We start from the raw sequence: 21,820 nt of genomic DNA, 5'->3' as shown, positions 1-21,820 counted from the left end.
AAAGGGCCGCGCAGGGGATGGCACCGGTTTCGCTGGTGTCTGCCCGTCAGTACAGGCGACGACGATGACCTTGCCGTCCCGATCGCGGGGCAAGCCCGCTCCCACGCCCTCATTTGCTGACTTAGGCACAATGACCTTAGTGAGCGACATCCAGCGGCATCCGGTACTCGATCACCCCCGGCTTCTCGGCAATCCAGTCATACAACCGCTGCGCAGTCCGGTTGGTCTCCTGGGTATGCCAGTACAGCCGGTCGCACTGCTGCTGCCGGGCCTGGTCCTGAACGTACTCGATCAGTTGCTTGCCGATCATCCGCCCCCGGGCGCTCGGGCACACGTACAGGTCTTCCAGGTAGCAGAAGTCGTTGCGCCCCCAGGTCGAGCGGTGGAACACATAGTGGACGAAGCCGAAGAGCTGTTCGCCGTCGGTGGCCACGGCGCAGTGCATGGGTTCGGCCGGGTCGAAGAAGCGGGCCCAGGTGCGTTCGGTGATGGCTGGGCCCAGGTCTACCTGGTAGAAGGCCTGGTATTGCGACCAGTAGTCGCGCCAGGGCTGGAGGTCGGCTTGCTTTACTTCGCGGATGAAGACGGGTGGTTGGGTGGTGGTCATTGGTGGAACCCCTTTTTGGGCAAAGCAGTGTGGATGAGTGGGGGGCCGGCCTGCCCGTAGCGCTTGCCTTCCTTGGTGGTTGCTTGCGGGCTGGGGTTTTATAGCGGATAAATGGTTGGTTTTTACCTGCCAATAAGTTGGAAGTTGCCAGACCATTTTGGGGGTCTGGATAGGGGTAGGGCTTGAGATTGCCGGGGGGCGCTTTGCGCCCCTTTCGCGACACAAGGCCGCTCCTACAGGGGTTCGCGGTCGCCTGTGGGAGCGGGCCTTGCCGGGGCGGCGGACCGGTCGGAAAGGGCTGCGAAGCGGCCCCGGCATTGGCAGCCATTAATCAGGTCCATCAGCCAGGGAATCAGGCCAATGTTCAAACACGCGCAGCTGGAATCGGTGAAAGCCTGGATCAACGACCCTGCCCATCGCGCGCTGGCCTTGCATGTGCGCATCCAACGGGCGATCCGCCAGTTGATCCTCGACGGCGCACTGCCGGTGGGCAAGGCGCTGCCCGCCTCGCGTCCGCTGGCCCAGTCCCTGGGCGTGTCGCGGGATACCGTGGAGTCGGCCTACAGCCAGTTGCACGCCGAGGGCTTTATCGAGCGGCGCGTGGGCAGCGGCAGCTTCGTGTCGCAACGGGCCCGCTGCCTGCCATCGCGCAAGCGCCAGCGTCCGGCACATCAGGAAGCCCCCGTGCAGTTGAGCCGCCGTGGTGAAGCGGTGTTGCACAGCGGTGGCGTCCACAACTTCCAGACGCCACGCCCCTTCGCCCCAGGCGTGGCCGAAACCCGGCACTTCCCCCTGGCCATCTGGGAGAAGCTGGAGCGGCAGGTGTACAAGGAATACGGCACGCGGGCGCTGGAACACAGCGAGCCGCAGGGCATGGCCCCCTTGCGCCGGGCAATCGCCGACTACCTCAACCTCGAGCGCGGGGCCCAGGCATCCGCCGAGCACATCCTGATCCTCACCAGCTCGCAGCAGGCCCTTGGCCTGTGCGCCCAGGTGCTCATGGACGCAGGCGACCAGGTCCTGGTCGAAGACCCGCTGTACCAGGGCACCCGCAAGGCCGTCACCGCCGCCGGCCTGGCATGCGTGCCGGTCCCGGTGGACGTGCACGGCCTGCAGGTGGACGCCATGGCCCGGCTGGCGCCGGATGCCCGGGCGGTATTCCTCACCCCTTCGCACCAATACCCGACCGGCGCGACCCTGGCGCTGGACCGGCGCCTGCTGGCGATCGAATGGGCCCGCCAGCAACAGGCCTGGATCATCGAGGACGACTACGACAGCGAGTTCCACTACGCCGGCCGCCCCACCGCCTGCGTGCAGGGCCTGGACCCACATGAACGCACGCTGTACATCGGCACCTTCACCAAATCGCTGTTCGCCGGCCTGCGCATCGGCTACCTGCTGCTGCCGCCCCAGCTCGTCGCGCCGATGACCGCCGCCCGCACGTTGCAAGACGGACATAACGCCTCCATCGCCCAGCTGACCCTGGCCCGGTTCATGGAGGGCGGCCACTTCAACGCCCATGTGCGGGCCATGCGCGCGCTCTACGCCGAGCGGCGGGATGTGCTGGCGGATCTGTTGCGCAGGCACCTGGGGGCGTTTCTCGTGCCGCAGGTGCCCGCCGGCGGGCTGCAGATGCCCTGCCATTTCGTGCAGGGCCTGTCTGAAGACGCCGTGGTCAGGGCGGCACGCGGGGTGGGCATCGATCTGTTGGGACTGGGCAGCTTGTACGCGGTGCCGAGGAACGATGCCGGCTTGCTGATGGGGTTTGCGGCACTGACACCCGCTGAGATGAGGGAAGCGGTGGTGAAACTGGAGAAGGTGCTGGCAGGTCTGGTCACTTCGGGACGTTCGATGCGGTAGCCCGTTCTGCGCGAAACGAAATGTGGTAAACCAATCGCTGAAATCCGCCGCGATAACAAGGATCAGACAAAGCCTAGAATTCTTGGCAAAAACATTAAAATGCGCACTCAACGCCTAGAAAACTAGTCTTTATCCCGTAGCGGTTTTTTCTTTCAAGCGCACTATACAAAGCCTAGAATCCTAGGCATGCAGGTCAATAACAGCGTTTTAAGCATAGGATCCCAGGCGTTATGAAAGCCATATCAATGACTGACGACGCTATCGCCAACGAGATCGGCCAACGCATTGAGGCTATCCGCCTGAAGCGTAATATTGGCCAGGACATCGTCGCCCATGAAGCCGGGATTTCCCGGGAGACCTACCGCAAGCTCACGGCAGGCAAAGGCACCCTGGTGAACGTGATTGCCGTCCTGAGGGTGCTGGGAGAGCTTGATCGTCTCGCCTCCCTCATCGAGGACGTCAGGACCAGCCCCGTGCAACTGGCGAAAATGCAGGGCAAACAGCGGCTGCGGGCGACCGTCACACGGGCTACACCGCCGGCGCCTGAACACGGAATCAGGACGCCTATCGGCAAGCCCACGCTCATTGGTGGCCCGAAACCCGACAAGGATGACAGCTGGTGATTGCACGGATCTATCTCTGGGATGTGTATGTAGGCGCGCTCAACTGGAACACGCAGACCCAGATCGGAGAGTTCGAATACACCCCCGAGTTCGTCAGGACCGGCCTTGAGATCTCGCCGGTCCATATGCCCTTGCGCCAGGACTACACCTACGTGTTCCAGGGGCTGGACCGCGAAACCTTCAAGGGCCTGCCCTCGATCCTCGCCGATTCCCTGCCCGATGATTTCGGCAACGCGCTGATCGATGCCTGGCTGGCCCAGCAGGGGCGTGACAAGGCAACGTTTACCCCGGTCGAGCGCCTGCTGTACCAGGGCAAGCGCGGCATGGGCGCCCTGGAGTATCGTCCGGCGATGGCCACCGAACAGGACAAGGGGGAGAGCATCCATATCGATGCCCTGGTGCGCCTGGCCAGCGAGGTGTTGTCCGAACGCGAGTCGATCGCCGAACGCCTGGATGCCAAGGACCCGTCGCTGGACGACAGCGCCTTGCAGCACCTCATCCAGATCGGTACCAGCGCAGGCGGCGCCCGGGCCAAGGCGGTGATCGCCATGAATGCCGAAGGCGAGATCCGTTCGGGCCAGGTCACCGCGCCGCCGGGCTTCGAGTACTGGTTGCTCAAGTTCGATGTGGCCAAGGACTCGACCGTACTGGCGGACTCGCAAGGCTACGGGCGCATCGAGTACGCCTACCACCTGATGGCCAAGGCGGCCGGCATCACCATGACCGAGTGCCGATTGCTGGAGGAAGGTGGACGCGCTCACTTCATGACCCGGCGCTTCGACCGCACGACCGAAGGTGAAAAGATCCACGTGGCGACCTTGTGCGCACTCGACCACGCCGACTTCCGCAAGCCTGGCCAATACTCCTATGCCGAGGCCTTCGCGGTGATGCGCACACTGCGGATTTCCCGCGACGGCGCCGAACAGTTCTACCGCCGCATGGTCTTCAACCTGGTGGCACGCAACCAGGACGACCACACCAAGAACACGGCCTTCATGATGGACACCGACGGCACCTGGTACCTCACGCCAGCCTATGACGTCTCCTACTCCTACCTGCCAGGTAGTTTCTGGGTCGATACCCACCAGATGACCGTGAACGGCAAGCGCGATGACTTCACCCTCGACGATCTGTTAAGCGTTGCCAGCCAAGTTCGTGGCATGGACGCACGACGGATCATCAAGGAAGTCTGCGAAGCCATCGCACAATGGCCGCAGTTTGCCCAGGACGCAGGGGTACCAATCTCAGCCAGTAAGCGAATCGGTGAAGTACACCGCCTGTATCTTGGCGAGGGGCTTTGAATAAACGCCCCTCCCGAGGGCTGGACGCGCAGCTCAAGCCACCCGCACCACCACCTTGCCCTTGCTCCGCCCACCTGCCACCGCCGCCAGCGCCTGTTCGGTAGCCTCGAAGGCGAACACTTGGTCGAGCACCGGCGTCAGGATCCCCTCCTCCACCAGCCGGGTGATGGCCTCCAACTGTCGACCATCGGCGCGCATGAACACGAACCGATAGCGCACGCCCAAGGCCTCACAACGCTTGCGGATGCGGCGGCTGAGCAGGCGAAGCATCTGACGTAATGGCCAAGCCATCCCTTGCTCGGCCGCAAACTCAGGCGTGGGCGGCCCGGAAATGGAAATCAGCTGGCCACCCGGTTTGAGAATCTGCACCGAGCGCTCCAAGGTGCCTGCCTCCAACCCGCTGAGCACCACATCGTAGTCGCGCAATTCCCGGGTGAAATCCTGGCGCTTGTAATCGATGACCACATCCGCGCCCAAGGCCTTCACCCATTCGACATTGCCCGTGCTGGTGGTCGTGGCGACGAACGCCCCCAAGTGCTTGGCCAACTGGATCGCGATGCTGCCCACGCCACCAGAACCCGCATGAATCAGTACCTTCTGCCCCGGCTTGAGCTGGGCGGTTTCCACCAATACCTGCCAAGCGGTCAAGGCCACCAAGGGCAGCGCGGCGGCCTGCTCCATGCTCAAGTTGGCGGGCTTGCGCGCCAGGGCCTGCTGGGTGACGGCGATCTGTTCGGCAAAACTGCCGATGCGTGCCTGCCCGGGCCGTGCATAGACCTCGTCGCCGGGCTTGAAGCGGGTGACACGGGCGCCCACGCGCAGCACGGTACCGGCCAGGTCGTTACCAAGGATCAGCGGCAGGCGGTACGGCAGCACCCGTTTGAACTCGCCGTTACGCAGCTTCACGTCCAGGGCGTTCACCCCGGCGGCGTGGACCCGCACCAGCACGTCGTCATCCCCCAGGGTGGGCACGGGCATTTCGGCGATACGCCCGGCTACATCCTTGCCATAACGATCGATGATGAAAGCTTTCATTGAGATCTCCCGTGACTCACTGCGCACTGCGATAGCGCTCGGCCACCTGGGATTGGCGCAAGTCCCCCATCAGCATCTGCCGCGCGTCATCCAGCGCAGCCCAGCGGTCGGCGTGCTGCAAGGGCGGAATGGTGATCGCTTCGCGGCGGTCGTAACCCACCAGCGCAGCATCGACCAAGTCTTCCACCTCCATCACTTCTGGCAACGTGTTGATATCCAATCCGGAACGCGACCAGATCTCGGTGCGGGTCGCGGCCGGCAGCACGGCCTGCACATAGACCCCCTTCGGCCCCAGCTCCAGCGCTAGCCCCTGGGACAGGAACTGCACGAACGCCTTGGTGGCGCCATACACGGTCATGCCCAGCTCAGGCGCCAGCCCCACCACCGAACCGATGTTGACGATCGCGCCAGTGCCCTGCTCGGCCAGGCGCGGCGCAAAGGCCGCCGCCAGGCGGGTGACTGCGGTGACGTTCAGGCCGATCAGGCGCTCGAGGCTTGCGCCATCCTGCCCCAGGAAGCCCCCTGACTGGCCTTGCCCGGCGTTGTTGATCAGCACGCCTATACGCACGTCTTCGCGCAACCGCGCTTCGACCCGAGCAAGGGCATCGGCCTGGGTGAGGTCGGCGACCAGCACCTCGACGGCGACAGCGAAGTGCTCACGCAGGCGGGCAGCCAGGATCTCCAGGCGCGTCTGGTCGCGGGCGACCAGCACCAGGTCGTGACCACGCTGGGCGAAGCGTTCGGCATAGGTGGCACCGATACCGCTGGAGGCACCGGTGACGAGAACGGTAGGCAAGGCACTCATGGCAAATCCTCAAGGTGGGTGGCGACACCCGATCGGGGTGGGCCTGGCCTTTATGATTACGATCATAATCTAACTATGTCAACATTTTGATGATGACTGACATCAATGTATGATGAACCTCATCCCCACGGCGCAGGAGTCATCCGCCATGAAAGTCACCAAGGCACAAGCCCAGGCCAACCGCGCCCATATCGTCGAGACGGCGTCCTCGTTGTTCCGCCAGCGGGGCTATGACGGGGTCGGCGTCGCCGAGTTGATGGCGGCCGCCGGTTTCACCCATGGCGGCTTCTACAAGCATTTCGGCTCGAAGGCCGACCTCATGGCCGAGGCGGCAGCCTGCGGGCTGTCACAGAACACCTCCGGCACCGACAGTGGCGGTGTGGCGGACTACCTGCGCCAGTACCTCTCCAGGGAACACCGCGACAACCCGGCCTCAGGTTGCACCCTGGCGGCGCTGGCCAGCGATGCCGCGCGCCAGCCCGACGCCGTGAAGGCGGTGTTTGCCGACGGGCTCGAGCGCTTGCTGGCAACGCTCCAGGCCGCCAGCGAGCCGACGGATACCGCCGACGAGCAGGCCGAACGCACCCGGCGCCTGGGCGTGATCGCCACCCTGGTGGGCGCCATCACGCTCTCCCGCGCCTGCCCGGACGATTCGCCGCTGGCGGACGACATTCTCCAGGCCTGCCGGGACCGGTTGCTGACACCGCAGTAACCCCGCCCCGGGCTGTATTGAAAATCGCCCAGGCGCTGTATCTGTTTCAGCAGGCGCCCGCCCTTCACCCTCCACCTCACTCCCTGGATGGCTGAAGGAACCCGCATCATGGCTGCCCTGCTGCTGCAAATGTCCCCCATTGGCCTGGTGATCGCCCTGATCCTGCTGCTGCGCCGCCCACCCGTGCAGGCCGCGCTGGCCGGCGTGGCCGGTGTCTTGCTGCTGTGGGGCCTGGGCGCCGCGCAGCCGCTGTCGGCGGCGGTGTCCAGCGCCATCCTGCAAGACACGTTGATCCTGTTCCTCAGCACCGCCTGCGTGATCGTTCCGGGGCTGGCCTTCGTCATCCTGGTCGAACGCGCCAACGCCCCGCAGGCGATCGGCGCCTGGGTGCGGGAGCTGGGCTGGACGCCGCCGATGCAGGTGATCTTCATCGTGCTGGGCCTAGCGCCGCTGCTGGAGGCGATGACCGGGTTCGGGGTGTCGCTGATCGCCACGGTGCCGCTGCTGATGGGGCTGTTTTCCCGCCAGGTCGGCATGAAGATGGCACTGGCCGGCATGGTGGTGATGCCTTGGGGCACGCTTGGATTGGCCACGGTGATCGGCGCGCTACTGGCCCATGTGCCGGCGCAGGAGCTGGGCAGCCATTCGGCGCTGGTCAGCGCGCCGGTGTTCCTCGGCCTGGCCGCCGTGGCGCTGGTGCTGGCGGGGATTCGCAGCCTGCAGGCATGGCTGGGGTTGGCGCTGGTCGCGCTGCTGTTCAGCGCGGTGCTGTATGCGGTCAACCGCTGGATCGGGCCGGAGGCCTCGGGCGTGCTGGCCGGGCTGACAGTGGCCGGCGTGGGCCTGGGGATGTCCTGGGCACGGCGCGGGGCGCTGGTGCGCTGGCCGCAGGCGGCGTGGCCGTACCTGGCCCTGCTGGCGGTGATCATCGCCTCGCGGGGGTTGTTCCTGCTGTCGGGATGGGACGGGCTATGGGTGGTGCATGGCACCAACGTGTCGTGGAAGCCACTGGCTTCGCCGGGGCTGGCCTTGCTGCTGGTGGTGCTGATGATGGTCGGGCGCCAGCGCACGGGCTTTCCGTGGCAGGCGCTGGTCACGCGGGCGCGGTTCCCGGTAGCGACGATCTTCCTGTTCCTGCTGCTGTCGCAGGTGATGGTCAAGGCCGGCTTCCTGGTCGAGGCGCAACGGGCATTGCAGGCACTGTCCGGTGTGTCGCTGGCATCGACGGTGTCGCTGCTGGCGGGGTTGGCCGGCTATGTCACCGGCTCCAATGTCGGCGGCAACACGCTGGTGATGCCCTCCATCGCCGCACTGTCCACGGTCCACGGCCCGTGGCTGGCGGCGATGGTCAACAGTGCCGCCGGGCATGGCGCGCTGGGCTCGCTGTCGATCCTGTCGCTGATCATCGGGCTGGCCGGGGCCAACCGTGAGGAAGAGCACGGGCTGATCCGCTTCGGCTTTGCCCTGGTGCTGCTGAACATCGTCATCGTGGCTGCAACCGGCGTGGTTTTGCTCTACCTTTCCGGAGCCCCCGCCTGAGACGACACAAGGCCCCCATGGACCGGAACCCCAAGCCCGACAAACGCTGGCACACCGTCAACGCCTGGCTGCTGCGCCAGATCGACAGCGGCGAATGGCCCAGCGGCACGCAACTGCCCTCGGTGCGCGAGCTGGCGCGGCTGTTCGACAGCAGCATCGCCACCGTGCAGCGGGCCCTGGCGGAGCTGGAGGCCAATGCCTATGTGCAGGCCACGCCGCGGATCGGCTATTTCGTCGCCAAGGGCGCGGCCCAGGTACAGGGGTTCGACCTGGCCAGTGTCACCGTCAACGTCAACCATGCGGTGGTCGCCATGCTCGCCCAGGCGGCCAGCAACACCGCGCTGTCGTTGAGCTCGGCGGTGCTGCACGACGAGCTCACGCCCCAGGTGCTGCTGAACAAGTGCCTGGCGACACTGGCCACCAAGGCCGACCAACCCTTGGCCGGCCTGATCGCCCCGCCGGGCCTGGCCTCGCTGCGCCGACGCATCGCCGGGCTGATGCTGCAACGCGGCGTGGCCTGCGGGCCGGACGACATCCTGGTGACCTCGGGCGACACCGTGGCCCTGGAACTGGCCCTCGAAGCCGTCGCCCGGCCGGGCGCCACGGTGGCCATCGAGACGCCTACCTACTACGGCATCCTGCAGACCATCGAACGCCTGGGGATGCGCGCCCTGCCCATCTGCACCCACGCCGACAGCGGCATGGACCTCGAGCACCTGGAATGGGCGCTCAAGCGTGGCAAGGTCGATGTGGTGTTCCTCAACCCGACGCTGCAGAACCCACGGGGCTTCATCATGCCCGACGCGGCGCGGGCACGGCTCTCACAGCTGGCGCAGGCAGCGGATGTGCCGATCATCGAGGACGATATCTTCTTCGACCTGGTGGACGAGGCGCTGCGGCCCAAGGCGATCAAGCACTACGACAGCACCGGGCAGACGATCTATTGCTCGTCGTTCTCCAAGACCGTGGCGCCGGGGTACCGGGTGGGCTGGTGCGTGGCGGGGCGCTACCGGGATGCGATCCTGGCCCAGCTGTTTTCGCGCAACCTGGCGGTGTCGAGCCTGGCCCAGCGGGTGCTGGATGAGTTTATCGGCCGGGGGTACATGGAGGAGCACTGCGCGAAGCTGCGCGGGCGGCTGGCGGTGCAGGCCGGGGTGATGGAGACGCTGGTGCGTTCGGCGTTTCCGCTGGGGACGCGGTATGTGGCACCGCAGGGCGGGTTTATCCATTGGATCGAATTGCCGGAAGGGACGGACATGGTGACGCTGCAACAGCTTGCGGCGGAGCGTGGCTGCAATGTCGGCGCCAGCGGGATGTTCTTTGCCGATGGGGAATGTGGCATTGGGTTGCGGGTATGCCTGGGGCGGGTGATTACGTCGGAGGTGATGGGCGGGTTGAGGGTGCTGGCGGAGTGTGCGGCGCTTTCAGGCGCTTGAATGCTGGGGGCGCTTTGCGCCCCTTTCGCGGCACAAGGCCGCTCCTACAGAGAGATGCGCGTTCCCCTGTAGGAGCGGCCTTGTGCCGCGAAAGGGCTGCGCAGCAGCCCCAGCTACCTGGATCAGGCCAGATGCGCCTGGCTACGCAAATGCTCGGCCAACATATCGATAAAGGTACGCACCTTGGTCGAGCCATATTTGCTCTCCCGATGCAGGATATGGATCGGCCAGGGCGCTTCCTCATATTCAGCCAGGATCACCTGCAAGCGCCCGGCCGCCACTTCGTCCGCCACCTGGTACGACAGCAACCGTGCAATCCCGAGCCCGGCACTGGCTGCGGCGATAGCGGCGTCGTTGCTGGTCACGGTCAGGCGCGGCTTCATGCGGATCAGCGTCGGGTCGTCGATGGCGCCGAAGCGCCAGTCCGTGCGCGGTGACAGGGTTCCGGCGGCGATGACTTCGTGCTTCTGCAATTCAGAGGGATGGCGCGGCGTGCCGTGGCGTTCGAGGTACTCGGGCGAGGCGCACAACAACCGGCGCATCCTGCCCACGCGCAACGCCTTGAGGCCCGAGTCGGGCAACTGGCCGATGCGCACCGCCACGTCCATGCCCTCCTCCACCAGGTTCACCACGCGGTCGAGAAAGTACGCCGACACATCCACCTCGGGGTACTGCTGCAGGTAACGGACGATGCACGGCATGACGAACTTCTTGCCGAACAGGATCGGCGCGGTCACCGCCAGGTCGCCCTTGGGCGCGGCGTTGATGCCGGCGGCGGCTTCGTTGGCCTCGATGATGCTGGCGAGGATGTGCCGGGTGTCCTCCAGGTAGCGCCCGCCGGCCTCGGTCAGGCGCACGCTGCGGGTGGTGCGCAGCAGCAGCTTGACCCCGAGCTGTTCCTCCAGGGCGCTGACGGCGCGGGTCACCGCCGCCGGCGAGATGGCCAGGCGGCGGGCGGCGGCGGCAAAGCTTTCCAGCTCGCCCACGGCCACGAACACTTTCATCAGGTGGATCTGGTCCATGCCGCGCCCCACGCGTTGTCGTGGGGCGATTATCGCCGTGGTCACGCTAGAGCTCCAGTACCAGGGGCTGCACGCCGTCCTCGGCCTGGGCGGGGATGGCGCAGCAGATCAGCACGCTGCCGGGCTCGGGCAATTCGGCGGGCGGGTTCGGGTAGTGGACCTGGCCGCTGACCAATTTGGTCCTGCAGGTACCGCAGGAGCCTCCTCGGCAACTGAAGTCCGGCGACAGGCCACGGCTTTCCGCCAGTTCCAGCAGGGTGCCGCTGTCCGGCGCCCAACGCGCTTCCTTGGCGGAGCTGGCGAAGTACACCGGCACCGGCTCGCTGGCGGGTGGGGGCTGCTGCAGCGTCGGCTGGTTGTCGTCGGTGTGGCGGCGCAGGGTCGAGGGGCCGAAGGCTTCGGCATGGATGCGGGCGTCGGGTACATGCACGCCGCGCAGGCCTTCGTACAGGTCCTGGGTGAAGCTGGCCGGGCCGCAGAGGTAAAAGTCATAGTCATCCAATGCCAGCGTGGCCTTGATCTGCTCGATGCCCAGGCGGCTGGCGAACTGGTAGTCATGACCCAGCACGGCCGAGGGCTCGGGCTGGCTCAGGGCACGATGAATGCTCAGCAAGCCATTGGCGTGTTGCTGGAGCGCGGCAAGCTCCTGCTGGAACGGCAGATCGCCCAGTGTGCGCCCGCCATGGAACAGGTGGATGCGCCGCCCCCGCCCTTTCGCCAGCTGCTCGCGGAGCATGGCGATCAACGGGGTAATGCCTACGCCCGCACCGATCAGCACAAGGGGCCGGTCGCTCTGCTGATCTAGGGTGAAGCTGCCCATGGGCTGACGCACCTCCAGCCGATCGCCGACCTTCACCTGTTGGTGCAGATAGCGTGACGCCGGCCCCTGCGCCTTGACGCTGATGCGCAGGAAGCCATCGGACGGCGCGCTGGACAGGCTGTAGGTACGGATCAGCGGCGCCTCCCCATCGAAACGCAAACGCACGGGAATATGCTGGCCAGGGGCGAAGGCCACTGCGGCGCCATCCTCCGGTTGCAGATGGAACGAGCGGATATCGCGACTCTCCTGCTCGATGTGCAGTACCCGCCAGGTCAGCCATTGGCGCTGCCGTTCGCGCTGTTGCAGGCGCTGCTCGGCCTCGGGCCAGGTGCCGGTCATCAGGCTGGTGGGTGCGTATTCCTGGAAGGCCCAACGCAGCGACACGGCAGCCCGGCGCAGCACCACCTGCTCGATGTCCAGGGTCCAGATCCGCTCGGCGCCTTCGAAGGCGCTGATCAGCGGGCTGTCGAGAATGACCTCGGCGCGCCCGGAAACCTGCAGCACATCACCCGTGGTGAAGTCGACGAACAGCAGGCCGGCGACCGGGTTGACCAGCAGATTGCCGAGGGTATTGAAATGCAGGTTGCCGGCGTAGTCGGGAATGGTCAGGCGATTGCCCTCGACCCTGACGAAACCAGGCCGGCCACCGCGATGGGACACGTCCACCGAGCGCTGGCTACCGTCTCGATCGACGTAGCTGGCGACAAAGAAGGTGTCGGCGCTTTCGATCATCGCGCGGGTTGCGGCATCGAGCGCAGCTGAATCCCGGCGCCCCTGCGGCGGCTCGTCGACGCGGGTGTACTCGCGCAGCTGGATGTACTGCGGGCAGTTGCCGAAGGATTGCTCGACCACCACCTCCAGCTGGCCGGCGCTGGCCCTGCGGATCAGGCCATTGAGGCGATTGCGCCGCCGCGTGTGCAGCTCGATCCCCAGCAGACCGATGGCACCACCCGCCACCAGGCCCGGCGTGGCCGGATCATCGCTGGCGAGGTCGGCGCCGATCAACAGTTGCCGTGGATCGGGCGAGCTGACAAAGCCTTCCGGGCCTTCGAGCAGCGTCGCCCAGGGTTTGCCTGCGGCATCCACGGCACCGGCCACCATGAACGGCAGCTGCTGGTAGAACGTGCGATGCTGGTCGGGCATGTAGTCACGAATGACCTTCTGCCCGAACGCCTCCATGCGCTCGGCAACACCGACGTGCTCCTGCAGCCGTTTTTCACCTGCATGCCAGGGCGATTGCATGGCGGCATCCCTCGGGAGTCAGAGCGTGGTCTGCAAACCGATGACCGTACGTGGCATCGGCACAAAGCCTGGCAGCGCCTCGACACGGGCCAGCCAGGCGCGCACGTTGGGGTACGGCTCCAGCGACACGTTGCCTTCCGGCGCATGGGCGATGTATGAGTAGTTGGCGATATCGGCGATGGTCGCCTGGTCACCGACCAGGAACGGGCCCTTGGCCAGTTCGGCGTCGATCACCTTGAGCAGGGTGTGAGCGCGGCCGATGACTTCATCGGTGTTGAACGAGGCACCGAACACCGTCACCAGTCGCGCCGCCGCCGGGCCGAAGGCCAGGGGACCCGCCGCGACCGACAACCAGCGCTGCACACGGGCGGCACCGACCGGATCCGCAGGCAACCAGCGCTCACCGCCGTAGGCCTTGGCCAGGTAGACCAGGATGGCGTTGGAATCGGCGATGACGATGCCGTTGTCATCGATCACCGGCACCTGGCCGAAGGGGTTGATGGCGAGAAACTCTGGCTGCTTGTGCTCGCCCTTGGCCAGGTCGACGAAGACCAGTTCGGTAGGTAGTTCGAGCAGCGACAGCATCAGCTCGATGCGGTGGGCGTGGCCGGACTTGGGGAAGTTGTACAGCTTGATCGGGCTTGGCATGTGCAGGGCTCCGGATCAGCGCCGGGAGTGGCGCTGCTGGAGGACATGCTGCACTGGATCGGCTGGCAGCAGAATCAGTGCTGGGAGCAATCCAGTATTTCGGCAGGTGGAATAATCACACTCGCGGGGCAAGTCGGGTCGCCGCATCACCGCTCCCGCGAGCCCGCACTTACGATCTCAATGACGGTGCTGCTTCTGGTACTGATACAACCCCCGCGCCGCCTCGACCACCAGCGGCACACAGGCCTGGAGCTCATCAAAGCTCATCGAATCGAGCAACTCGAAATTATCTTCCAGCCCATGCAGGGAAATGGCCTTGAGCAGACGATCCTGCTCCGGCGGCAGCTCGCTCCACTCGGCCACCTGGGTACCGCGCATGTAGCCGAAGCACCACTCCTCGAGAATGATCGCCGGGCCTTCCTCGCCTTCGCTCTCCTCGAACAGCGGTTCGAAGTGTTCGAGGTCGTCGGCCAGCTCTTCCGCCACCTGGCTGGCGTAACGCAGCATCAACGCGGTGTAGGCCTCTTCATGGGCGGGCTTCTTGAACTTCGGCACCTTGCCGCCGGCGACGGAGGGCAGCCACTGCTCAGGGTTGACCTTGTTGGGGGAGCTGGCCAGAGCGGTGAAGAAACCGTTGAGCTCGGCGAGGTTGAGCACCGAATAGTCGTTGCCGTAGGTGATCAGCAGGTCTTCGAGACGGTCGAGTTCTTTTTCGCTGAGCGCGGGGAGCATGGGCGGGTGTCCTAGGGCGGAAATTTGCGTGCACCCTAGCACAGGCAACGCCTGCCCGCTCCCATCAAGGGAACGGGCATCGGACTAGTGCTGCAGCCAGTGCGCCAGGTCGGCCTGCCGCCCGGTGCCGATCAGCAGCCACAGCAAGAGTCGGCACTTGCGCGGGCAGAGCCAGCCGGCCATGTGCAGGCCCCGGTCCTGCAGGTCGATCTCGCCGCCGATGAAGCCATAGGTTCCCAGGGCTGTCGGGCCATTGCCAGTGCGGGTGGCGATGATCACCGGCATGTTGCCGGCGATGCTCCCCAGCGCCTCGGCCCAGACCTCGGAGACATGGCCTGCGCCAAATCCGGCAACCACCAGCCCTGAATAGCCCAGGCCTCCGAGCGCTTGCAGCAGCCCCGTATCGGCATCGAGACAGGCCTCCAGCAGGACGACCTGGTGATCCACCTGCGCCGGCAGGGGCAACACCCGCCGTGGCGTGGCAGCCTGGCGATAAAGTGGTCTGCCCTCCACGACCGCCCCTATCGCCCCAGCGCCGGGCGACTCGAAGGCTGCCATCGCCAGGCTGGCAGTCTTGCGCACCCGCGCGGCCAGGTGGATCTGGTCGTTGATCACCACCAACACGCCACGCCCCCGGCTGCCATCGGCGATTGCAACCTGCACCGCCGCCAGCAGGTTCGCCGGACCATCCGCGCCCGGCTGGCTGGCCGAACGCATGGCGCCGGTCATGATCAGCGGGGTGTCATGGGGCCAGAGCAGGTCGAGGAAATACGCGGTCTCCTCCAGCGTATCGGTGCCTTGGGTGAGGACCACGGCCTGGGCCCCCGCGTGCACTTGCGCGCTTGCCCAGGCCAACGCATCCAGCATGTCGCTGAACGCCAGCGAGGCGCTCGGCACCAGGCTCAACGTGGTGGTGCTGATCTGCGCCAGTGCCTGCAGTTGCGGCAGGGACGCCAATAGCGCGGCGCAATCGAGCCGGGGTGTCACACCCTGCCCCGTCGCCGCGGACTGCATGCTGACCGTGCCGCCCAGGCTGGCGATCGAAACACGTGGTGCTGTCATGGGTTACCTCCCGCAAGCAGGCCGACCAGGGGCACGATGCCCAGGGTGCTGATGGCCATGGACAGGACATTGCCGATATAGCCGTGCATGTAGCCTGGCAGACGCTGGCTGATGGCCACGGCAAGCGGTGGCGCGATCAGCGCGCCGAGCACTGCGCTGGCGACGATCACCTGCCAGCTGCCGCCCAGTGTCAGCACGGCCGCGGGCACGATCGACACGATGGGAATATAGGTCGGATACCAGCCCCGTTCTTGCCATTGCCGCCGCCAGAACAGCACACCAACCAGCGATGCCAATGCCTGCCCGGCGACCATCTGCAGCACCAGTTGCGAGCCGTAGGCCGGCGCCGCCGGGGCCAATACATAAGCCAGCAAGACACCCAACAGCAAGCCGAGGCTGGCCAGTTCATTGCCAAAGAACGGCGCTTCGCTGAAATCGGCCAGTACCCGACGCAGGGTCCAGACCACGCCATAGTCGGGCTGGCTGGCCGTCGCGGCGGCCACCGGGCGCTGTCCATCGCGAACCAGCGCCGGAAAGCGCTTGCACAGCAGGAACGCCAGCACACTGGCCAGTGCCATGCCACTGACATTGCCGATCACCACCGGCAACTGCAGCGGATAGCACAGGTAGTTGACCAGCAACAGGCTGGCCGGCGTCACCAGCACGGCACCGAGCAGCGCGCCATTGATCGCGACGCGCCAACCGCCACCAAACAGCAGGACCATGGCCGCCGGCAGCGAGACGAAGGCGACGAAGGTCGGCTGCCAGGTAGCACCGTCCAGCGTCCAGCCCCACAACGCATGGCTGAGCAGCAGGCCGAGCAGCGAGCTGATGATCAGCCAGGGCCACAGCCCGGTGCCGTAGCAGATGGCAAAGCCTTGCCAGCGATACCCGCGCTGCTGGGCCCAATGCGCGAGGCTCGCCCCCAGCAGCAGCCCCAGTGCCGGCAACTCGTGCTTGTAGAAGGCGACCTCGCTGATATCGCCGACAATCCAGCGCAGCCTGCTCAACGGCTGGTCGAGGGTTGCGACGAGCTGCGCATAATCGGGCCATCCACCCAACATCAGGCTGGCAACGCAAAGCAGCGCGAGGCCCAGGAGAATCAGCGACGACGACCGTTGTCGCGGTAAGGAAAGGCGCTGTTCCATGACGCCTCCTCAACGTGGCATCGGCGCATGCAGCCGATACCCCAGGGTGGCGTCGTAGAGGTCGGTGCGCCGGTCACGCGGCAAGTCATTGAGGCTGTTCCAGATCGGCGCCGAGCGGGCGGCACTGAGATCGACGTCGGCATAGAGGATGCACTCCTCCTCGGCACTGGCCACCTCGCCGATGGGCCAGCCGTTGGTACCGGCAATCAGCGAACAACCGAGGAAGCGCCCGCCCCGTTCGCGACCGATGCGATTGGCGGCGGCGATATAGACATTGTTGACGTGGGCCGCAGTCATCGTCAGGTACGAGGCCATGCAACGTCCGGCCTCGTCGAACAGCGGCGGCGGTGTCCAGACCCAATTGTTCAGGCTGCAGATGATGTCGGCGCCCTGCGCCGCCATGAGCCGTGGCACCTCCGGGAACCAGATGTCCCAGCAAATCAGCAGGCCGATGCGGCCGATGGGCGTTTCGAACACCGGGAAGCCCAGGTCTCCGGGGGTGAACCAGAGCTTTTCCTGGTTCCACAGGTGCGCCTTGCGGTAATGCCCGAGCCGCCCCTGCGGGCCGAACAGCACGGCGCTGTCGTAGAGCTTGAGGCCGTCCCGCTCGGCGAAGCCTGCGGCCAGATACACCTGCTGCTCACGGGCGAACTCCGCCCAGGCCTGCAGGCATCGTCCATCCTCCAGCGTCTCGGCGTGGGCATAGGCCTCGGCGCGGGAGTTGAAGGTGTAGCCGGTGTTGGCGAGCTCCGGCAGCACGATCAGGTTCGCCCCTTCACGCGCGGCGCGACGGGCCAGGGCCAGGCCACGGCTCAGGTTGCCATCGCAGTGGTCCAGGCCGACCTGCGGGTCGTACTGGATGACGGCAATGCGTACGGGGCTGACGGGAGTGGTGTGTTCCTGCATGGCGGCTTCCTGTTCTGGTTGTTGTGGAAGGCCGCCAGTAGAACGGGCATGGCAGGTGGGGCGACAGTCAGCAGAGTCCTCTGGAACTGAGGGAGATTGCGAAAAGACGTGGAGGAGCACTCCTACAAAGTTGTTTCAAAGCGCCTGCCGAGGCAGCTGATAATGCGGATAGTGCTCGAGGCTAAAGCCCCCCTTGAAACATGCGCCGGTGTTGTTGCAGAGGTTGATCACGGTGTCGATGGCGGTGCGCAGACACGGCTCGGTCCAGCCGGCATCGACAGAGAAAGACTCCCCGGCGAGGTAGAGCCCTGAATGGGCACTCCGGTCACGGTTGTACTTCATCAGGCTTACCGCGTCGTAATAGGCACCCGCCCGGTACAATTTCGCACAGCCAAGTGCATTCCTGTCTGTCATCCATCTTTGTATGCGGGTGTTTCCAAGATCGATATGTGGCGAGATGGGTTCGCCGATGTTGGTGCAACGCAACAGAATCCGATCGAGTTCCGCTACGCATTTTTCCACAAGCTCCGCGTCTGAATACGCTGCCAATTTGGTGGCATCGTCCTCCCAGGTGTAGCTGAGCAGGATGCAATCGCGGGTGTGCTGATCGTTGTAACGGTAGGCATAGACATCGTGCACGAAGCTGTCAGTGACCAGGATCTGCGGCAGGTGGGGATACTGGTCGAGAAAGCTTTTACGCAGCGGCGCATAAACCTTGCAGCTGGTTTCCCAATGGGCGTGCTTCCAGGCCTCGACAATGGCCGGTGGCAGCATGCTCCGGGAGAAGCCCTCCAGGCGCATCCCTGTTTCGATCAACCAGGACGGCGTGGTAAGCACCACGCTGTCGAACACATCGCTAATCGGCTGAGCCTTGGCTTCATCGCTATGCCGCCAACGGTAATCGACGCGGATGCGGCCATCGGCCAATTTGTGCAGGCCATGAACCGAGCTGTCCGTCAGCAGGCCATCCTTACGCGCCACGCATTGGCTGTACAAGGATTCGCCCAGGCCAGCGATATCCATGAACAGCAGGGCCTCATCCAACGCGGCGATCCCCAGGTAGGCAGGCGCCTGGAAATGCAGGCCTTTGCTGTCGGGCACAGTCTCGACATCCTGATACGGCGCTGCAAGCACTCGCCCCTTGCCATCTACACGACCATGCACAAGCTGCAGGTGGCTGCTGAACCCGAAAATGGCGGTGCGCAGCGGATAGAGGCAACACACGTCGTAGAAGGCGCCCCAGCTGCCATCACCGATGCCGATTGCATAGAAGATCGCCGACTCGTCACGGTCCATGCCAAGGCCGCCGAAATCGCCTGGATTGCCAGGATCCCAAGCCTCCCGGATCGGCAGCAGTACCAGGTCACGGAACGACAGCCTGTGATATCGCTCGACGATTGCCGACCACATCGCCAGCCAGCCTTCTGTGCCGTAGATGGCGGCCACCTGTTCGGCGAAACGCTCGGCAAAGCGCCGCCACTTGCCATGAATCCTCTGTAGTACCGCAGTAGGTGGCGGGGTGTGGCCTTCGGGATTCTTCCAGATCAGCAGCTTCGGATCACCCTCCCCTTCAAGTTGGCCTTCACGCAGGTAGATACCCGTCGCATTGACCCACGGCGTGCCAGGGTTGGGAAAGTCGGAAAGCAGCAGGTCGAAAAGATCTGCGTAGTAAGCCATCAATGAGCGGCCTGCCTTGGGCGGCTCACCGGTTCGGTTGAAGAACGGCATGCGCATGGCGCCCATCTCGAAGGGAGCGGTGTGTGCTGTTGGCTTGTCAGCGGAGACTGACACGGTGAGATGACGCCCCCCGATTCGCCGGGCTTGCTCGATCAGGGTGATCTGGGTGAAACCACAGCGCAGCAGTTCACGTGCGACGGTAAGGCCGGTGACGCCAGCACCGACAATGCAGATGCGATGTGCAGGACGAGCAACCTGGGCAATGCCGCCTTGCTGTTCGACAAGACGTCGGTAGTCGAAACACAGGTCAGGCGGATTCGGGAAGCGTGCGGCCCATGGCAGCACTGGAGTACGAGGCTCGATGGCCAGGTCGGCAGGATGGTTGTGCGTTGATCCGATGGTCATGGTCTCGGGTTCTCAGGGTGGGTGAGGAGCCTGAGCATGCCGAGAGCAGGGAGGTGGGGAACGGTAGATGTGTATGGTGGTGCTGCGTGTGTCGTTGCCTGAACTGACGCTATCGCGGGGCAAGCCCGCTCCCACGCCCCCCATCCCCACAGGCCTGTAATAGCGCTATGGGAACGGATAGCGTGGGAGCGGGCTTGTCCCGCGATGGGTCGTCAGCGTTTAGACCGCCAGCGCGCGCTCACGCAGCTCGCTGTTGAGGATGCGGTCGTTCTCGCTGTAGTCCACCGGGCAGTCGATCACGTGCACGCCCGGGGTCTTGATGCAGTGCTCGAGCAGCGGCAGGAAGCCTTCGGCGCTTTCCACGCGGTGGCCGTTGGCACCGTAGGCTTCGGCGTATTTGACGAAGTCCGGGTTGCCGTAGTCCAGGCCGAAATCGGTGAAGCCCATGTTGGCCTGCTTCCAGCGGATCATGCCGTAGCCGTCGTCACGCAGGATCACCACGGTGATGTGCATGCCCAGACGTACTGCGGTTTCCAGCTCCTGGCTGTTCATCATGAAGCCGCCGTCGCCGCATACCGAGATGACCGGGCGATCCGGGTACACCAGGTGCGAGGCCATGGCCGATGGCAGGCCGGCGCCCATGGTCGCCAGGGCGTTGTCCAGCAGCACGGTGTTGGGCTTGTGGGCCTTGTAGTTGCGGGCGAACCAGATCTTGTAGATGCCGTTGTCCAGGGCGACGATGCCTTCGGACGGCAGGGCGCGACGGATGTCGGCGACCATGCGCTGCGGGTAGACCGGGAAGCGGTTGTCGTCGGCGCCTTCAGCGATCTGTGCTTCGTTCGCTTCACGGATGGCCATCAGGCGGGTGAAGTCCCAGTGGCTGGTGTCAGTCAGCGCTTCGCTGATCTGCCACACGGCGTTGGCGATGTCACCGATCACTTCCACCTGCGGGAAGTACACGGCATCGACTTCAGCCGAGCGGAAGCTGACGTGAATGACTTCGGTGCCACCACGGACCATGAAGAACGGTGGCTTCTCGATCACGTCGTGGCCGATGTTGACGATCAGGTCGGCGGCTTCGACGGCGCGGTGCACGAAGTCGCCGGAGGACAGCGCGGCGTTGCCCAGGAAGCGCGGATGGCGCTCGTCGACCACACCTTTACCCATCTGGGTGGTGATGAACGGGATACCGGTTTTGTCAATCAGTTGCTTGAGGACCTTGGCGGTCATCTTGCGGTTGGCGCCGGCGCCGATCACCAGGATCGGGTTGCGGGCGTTCTGCAGTTTCTGCACGGCGGCTTCGATGGCCACGTGCTCGGCCAGCGGGCGACGGTGCAGGCTGCGCGGGATCGGCAGGGCATCGGTCTGCTCGGCGGCGATGTCTTCCGGCAGTTCCAGGTGCACGGCGCCCGGCTTCTCTTCTTCGGCCAGGCGGAAGGCTTCACGCATGCGCGCAGGGATGTTGTCGGCCGAGGCGAACTGGTGGGTGTACTTGGTGATGGGGTCCATCATGCCGCACACGTCGATGATCTGGAAACGGCCTTGCTTGGACTTCTTGATCGGCTTCTGGCCGGTGATCATCATCATCGGCATGCCGCCCAGGTAGGCGTAGGCGCTGGCGGTCACCAGGTTGGTCGCGCCAGGGCCGAGGGTCGACAGGCTGACGCCGGTCTTGCCGGTCAGGCGGCCGTAGGTGGCGGCCATGAAGCCCGCGGATTGCTCATGGCGGGTCAGTACCAGCTTGATCTTCGACTTGCGCAGGGACTCGAGCAGGTCGAGGTTTTCCTCACCGGGAATGCCGAACACATACTCGACACCTTCGTTTTCCAGGCATTGCACAACGACATCGGCGGCCTTGGCCATCTTGCTTCTAACCTCAAGTAATAGGACGGTGAAAGTCCAGAAATGCGCAGCACGGTACGCTGGCATCGCTCGGTCCGGGTGCCAGGATTGCCCCGAACCTAAGCCTTGACGCAGGGTAGGTACGGGGAAGTCACGTAATTGTGACGGCAATATTGTCGCACCTGTGACGAGGCGATGTGAGGTAGCCGACGAGCAAAGGATATTTGCGTGATCGTCAGCAAACGGATCCCTGTGTAGGAACAGAATACCGTGGGAGCGGGCTTTTCGGAACGCGGAAAAGACAAAACCCCTACCTGCTCGCGCAGATAGGGGTTTTGCGAAATGAATCTTGACGATGACCTACTCTCACATGGGGAAACCCCACACTACCATCGGCG

At 64.9% G+C, this 21,820-nt stretch carries 18 protein-coding genes; 6 read left to right on the top strand and 12 right to left on the bottom strand.

What is annotated here, in order from left to right; translation table 11 throughout:
- Positions 1 to 136: 136 nt before the first annotated feature.
- Complete coding sequence (locus HU735_RS05465) at positions 137 to 607, bottom strand: GNAT family N-acetyltransferase (protein WP_186712725.1); 471 nt, start codon at positions 605 to 607, stop codon at positions 137 to 139.
- A gap of 360 nt (positions 608 to 967) precedes the next feature.
- Between HU735_RS05465 and HU735_RS05460 the strand changes: the two genes are divergently transcribed.
- From HU735_RS05460 to HU735_RS05450, 3 genes are all read left to right on the top strand, one after another.
- Positions 968 to 2,467 carry a PLP-dependent aminotransferase family protein gene (locus HU735_RS05460; RefSeq protein ID WP_186712724.1) on the top strand — a complete coding sequence of 500 codons (1,500 nt, stop codon included), beginning with the start codon at positions 968 to 970 and terminating at the stop codon, positions 2,465 to 2,467.
- Positions 2,468 to 2,712: 245 nt separating this feature from the next.
- Positions 2,713 to 3,090 carry an XRE family transcriptional regulator gene (locus HU735_RS05455; RefSeq protein ID WP_186712723.1) on the top strand — a complete coding sequence of 126 codons (378 nt, stop codon included), beginning with the start codon at positions 2,713 to 2,715 and terminating at the stop codon, positions 3,088 to 3,090.
- Entirely contained in the window at positions 3,087 to 4,391 is a 1,305-nt protein-coding gene (locus HU735_RS05450; RefSeq protein WP_186712722.1) for a HipA domain-containing protein, read from the top strand. Before HU735_RS05455 ends, HU735_RS05450 begins: the two co-directional genes overlap by 4 nt.
- Before the next feature lie 33 nt (positions 4,392 to 4,424).
- Here the strand turns inward: HU735_RS05450 and HU735_RS05445 are convergent, their stop codons facing one another.
- Both HU735_RS05445 and HU735_RS05440 read right to left on the bottom strand, forming a co-directional pair.
- Positions 4,425 to 5,426, bottom strand: coding sequence for an NADP-dependent oxidoreductase (locus tag HU735_RS05445; RefSeq protein ID WP_186712721.1), 1,002 nt, complete (start codon positions 5,424 to 5,426; stop codon positions 4,425 to 4,427).
- A 16-nt stretch (positions 5,427 to 5,442) separates the two neighbouring features.
- On the bottom strand, positions 5,443 to 6,231 hold the full coding sequence (locus tag HU735_RS05440) for an SDR family oxidoreductase (protein ID WP_186712720.1): 789 nt from the start codon (positions 6,229 to 6,231) through the stop codon (positions 5,443 to 5,445).
- 148 nt (positions 6,232 to 6,379) lie between these two features.
- Here HU735_RS05440 and HU735_RS05435 point away from each other — a divergent pair, with 148 nt between their 5' ends.
- From HU735_RS05435 to HU735_RS05425, 3 genes are all read left to right on the top strand, one after another.
- On the top strand, positions 6,380 to 6,943 hold the full coding sequence (locus tag HU735_RS05435; RefSeq protein ID WP_186712719.1) for a TetR/AcrR family transcriptional regulator: 564 nt from the start codon (positions 6,380 to 6,382) through the stop codon (positions 6,941 to 6,943).
- Between the two features lie 108 nt (positions 6,944 to 7,051).
- Positions 7,052 to 8,482 carry an L-lactate permease gene (locus HU735_RS05430; RefSeq protein ID WP_186712718.1) on the top strand — a complete coding sequence of 477 codons (1,431 nt, stop codon included), beginning with the start codon at positions 7,052 to 7,054 and terminating at the stop codon, positions 8,480 to 8,482.
- Between the two features lie 17 nt (positions 8,483 to 8,499).
- Positions 8,500 to 9,918: a PLP-dependent aminotransferase family protein gene (locus HU735_RS05425; RefSeq protein ID WP_186712717.1), complete on the top strand. Its 1,419-nt coding sequence runs from the start codon at positions 8,500 to 8,502 to the stop codon at positions 9,916 to 9,918.
- 122 nt (positions 9,919 to 10,040) lie between these two features.
- Here the strand turns inward: HU735_RS05425 and HU735_RS05420 are convergent, their stop codons facing one another.
- From HU735_RS05420 to HU735_RS05380, 9 genes are all read right to left on the bottom strand, one after another.
- Positions 10,041 to 10,940, bottom strand: coding sequence for a LysR family transcriptional regulator (locus HU735_RS05420; RefSeq protein ID WP_186712858.1), 900 nt, complete (start codon positions 10,938 to 10,940; stop codon positions 10,041 to 10,043).
- A 46-nt stretch (positions 10,941 to 10,986) separates the two neighbouring features.
- Positions 10,987 to 13,002 carry a pyridoxamine 5'-phosphate oxidase family protein gene (locus HU735_RS05415; RefSeq protein WP_186712716.1) on the bottom strand — a complete coding sequence of 672 codons (2,016 nt, stop codon included), beginning with the start codon at positions 13,000 to 13,002 and terminating at the stop codon, positions 10,987 to 10,989.
- Positions 13,003 to 13,020: 18 nt separating this feature from the next.
- Entirely contained in the window at positions 13,021 to 13,650 is a 630-nt protein-coding gene (locus HU735_RS05410; RefSeq protein ID WP_028692248.1) for a glutathione S-transferase, read from the bottom strand.
- Positions 13,651 to 13,827: 177 nt separating this feature from the next.
- Positions 13,828 to 14,382, bottom strand: a complete 555-nt coding sequence (locus HU735_RS05405) for a UPF0149 family protein (RefSeq protein WP_186712715.1) — start codon at positions 14,380 to 14,382, stop codon at positions 13,828 to 13,830.
- 84 nt (positions 14,383 to 14,466) lie between these two features.
- Entirely contained in the window at positions 14,467 to 15,444 is a 978-nt protein-coding gene (locus HU735_RS05400; RefSeq protein ID WP_186712714.1) for an asparaginase, read from the bottom strand.
- A complete protein-coding gene (locus HU735_RS05395; protein WP_238349757.1) occupies positions 15,441 to 16,508 on the bottom strand; it encodes a hypothetical protein in 1,068 nt (355 codons plus the stop codon). The genes HU735_RS05400 and HU735_RS05395 overlap by 4 nt, the downstream gene beginning before the upstream one ends.
- 93 nt (positions 16,509 to 16,601) lie before the next feature.
- The gene (locus tag HU735_RS05390; RefSeq protein WP_186712712.1) at positions 16,602 to 17,498 is read right to left on the bottom strand and encodes a nitrilase family protein; all 897 of its coding nucleotides are present in this window, start codon (positions 17,496 to 17,498) and stop codon (positions 16,602 to 16,604) included.
- Between the two features lie 135 nt (positions 17,499 to 17,633).
- Positions 17,634 to 19,580: an FAD-dependent oxidoreductase gene (locus HU735_RS05385; protein WP_186712711.1), complete on the bottom strand. Its 1,947-nt coding sequence runs from the start codon at positions 19,578 to 19,580 to the stop codon at positions 17,634 to 17,636.
- 219 nt (positions 19,581 to 19,799) lie between these two features.
- The gene (locus HU735_RS05380) at positions 19,800 to 21,443 is read right to left on the bottom strand and encodes an acetolactate synthase large subunit (protein ID WP_023629316.1); all 1,644 of its coding nucleotides are present in this window, start codon (positions 21,441 to 21,443) and stop codon (positions 19,800 to 19,802) included.
- Positions 21,444 to 21,820 lie beyond the last annotated feature (377 nt).

The sequence above is a fragment of the Pseudomonas sp. BW16M2 genome (genome assembly GCF_014268865.1).
GTDB classification, from domain to species: domain Bacteria; phylum Pseudomonadota; class Gammaproteobacteria; order Pseudomonadales; family Pseudomonadaceae; genus Aquipseudomonas; species Aquipseudomonas peradeniyensis.
This window is presented reverse-complemented; position numbering and strand designations above follow the sequence as displayed.

Coding starts and splice junctions, on each gene's coding strand:
- HU735_RS05465 (WP_186712725.1), bottom strand. CDS start 607: ATGACCACCACCCAACCACCCGTCTTCATCCGCGAAGTAAAGCAAGCC.
- HU735_RS05460 (WP_186712724.1), top strand. CDS start 968: ATGTTCAAACACGCGCAGCTGGAATCGGTGAAAGCCTGGATCAACGAC.
- HU735_RS05455 (WP_186712723.1), top strand. CDS start 2,713: ATGACTGACGACGCTATCGCCAACGAGATCGGCCAACGCATTGAGGCT.
- HU735_RS05445 (WP_186712721.1), bottom strand. CDS start 5,426: ATGAAAGCTTTCATCATCGATCGTTATGGCAAGGATGTAGCCGGGCGT.
- HU735_RS05440 (WP_186712720.1), bottom strand. CDS start 6,231: ATGAGTGCCTTGCCTACCGTTCTCGTCACCGGTGCCTCCAGCGGTATC.
- HU735_RS05435 (WP_186712719.1), top strand. CDS start 6,380: ATGAAAGTCACCAAGGCACAAGCCCAGGCCAACCGCGCCCATATCGTC.
- HU735_RS05430 (WP_186712718.1), top strand. CDS start 7,052: ATGGCTGCCCTGCTGCTGCAAATGTCCCCCATTGGCCTGGTGATCGCC.
- HU735_RS05425 (WP_186712717.1), top strand. CDS start 8,500: ATGGACCGGAACCCCAAGCCCGACAAACGCTGGCACACCGTCAACGCC.
- HU735_RS05420 (WP_186712858.1), bottom strand. CDS start 10,940: ATGGACCAGATCCACCTGATGAAAGTGTTCGTGGCCGTGGGCGAGCTG.
- HU735_RS05415 (WP_186712716.1), bottom strand. CDS start 13,002: ATGCAATCGCCCTGGCATGCAGGTGAAAAACGGCTGCAGGAGCACGTC.
- HU735_RS05410 (WP_028692248.1), bottom strand. CDS start 13,650: ATGCCAAGCCCGATCAAGCTGTACAACTTCCCCAAGTCCGGCCACGCC.
- HU735_RS05405 (WP_186712715.1), bottom strand. CDS start 14,382: ATGCTCCCCGCGCTCAGCGAAAAAGAACTCGACCGTCTCGAAGACCTG.
- HU735_RS05400 (WP_186712714.1), bottom strand. CDS start 15,444: ATGACAGCACCACGTGTTTCGATCGCCAGCCTGGGCGGCACGGTCAGC.
- HU735_RS05395 (WP_238349757.1), bottom strand. CDS start 16,508: ATGTTGGGTGGATGGCCCGATTATGCGCAGCTCGTCGCAACCCTCGAC.
- HU735_RS05390 (WP_186712712.1), bottom strand. CDS start 17,498: ATGCAGGAACACACCACTCCCGTCAGCCCCGTACGCATTGCCGTCATC.
- HU735_RS05385 (WP_186712711.1), bottom strand. CDS start 19,580: ATGACCATCGGATCAACGCACAACCATCCTGCCGACCTGGCCATCGAG.
- HU735_RS05380 (WP_023629316.1), bottom strand. CDS start 21,443: ATGGCCAAGGCCGCCGATGTCGTTGTGCAATGCCTGGAAAACGAAGGT.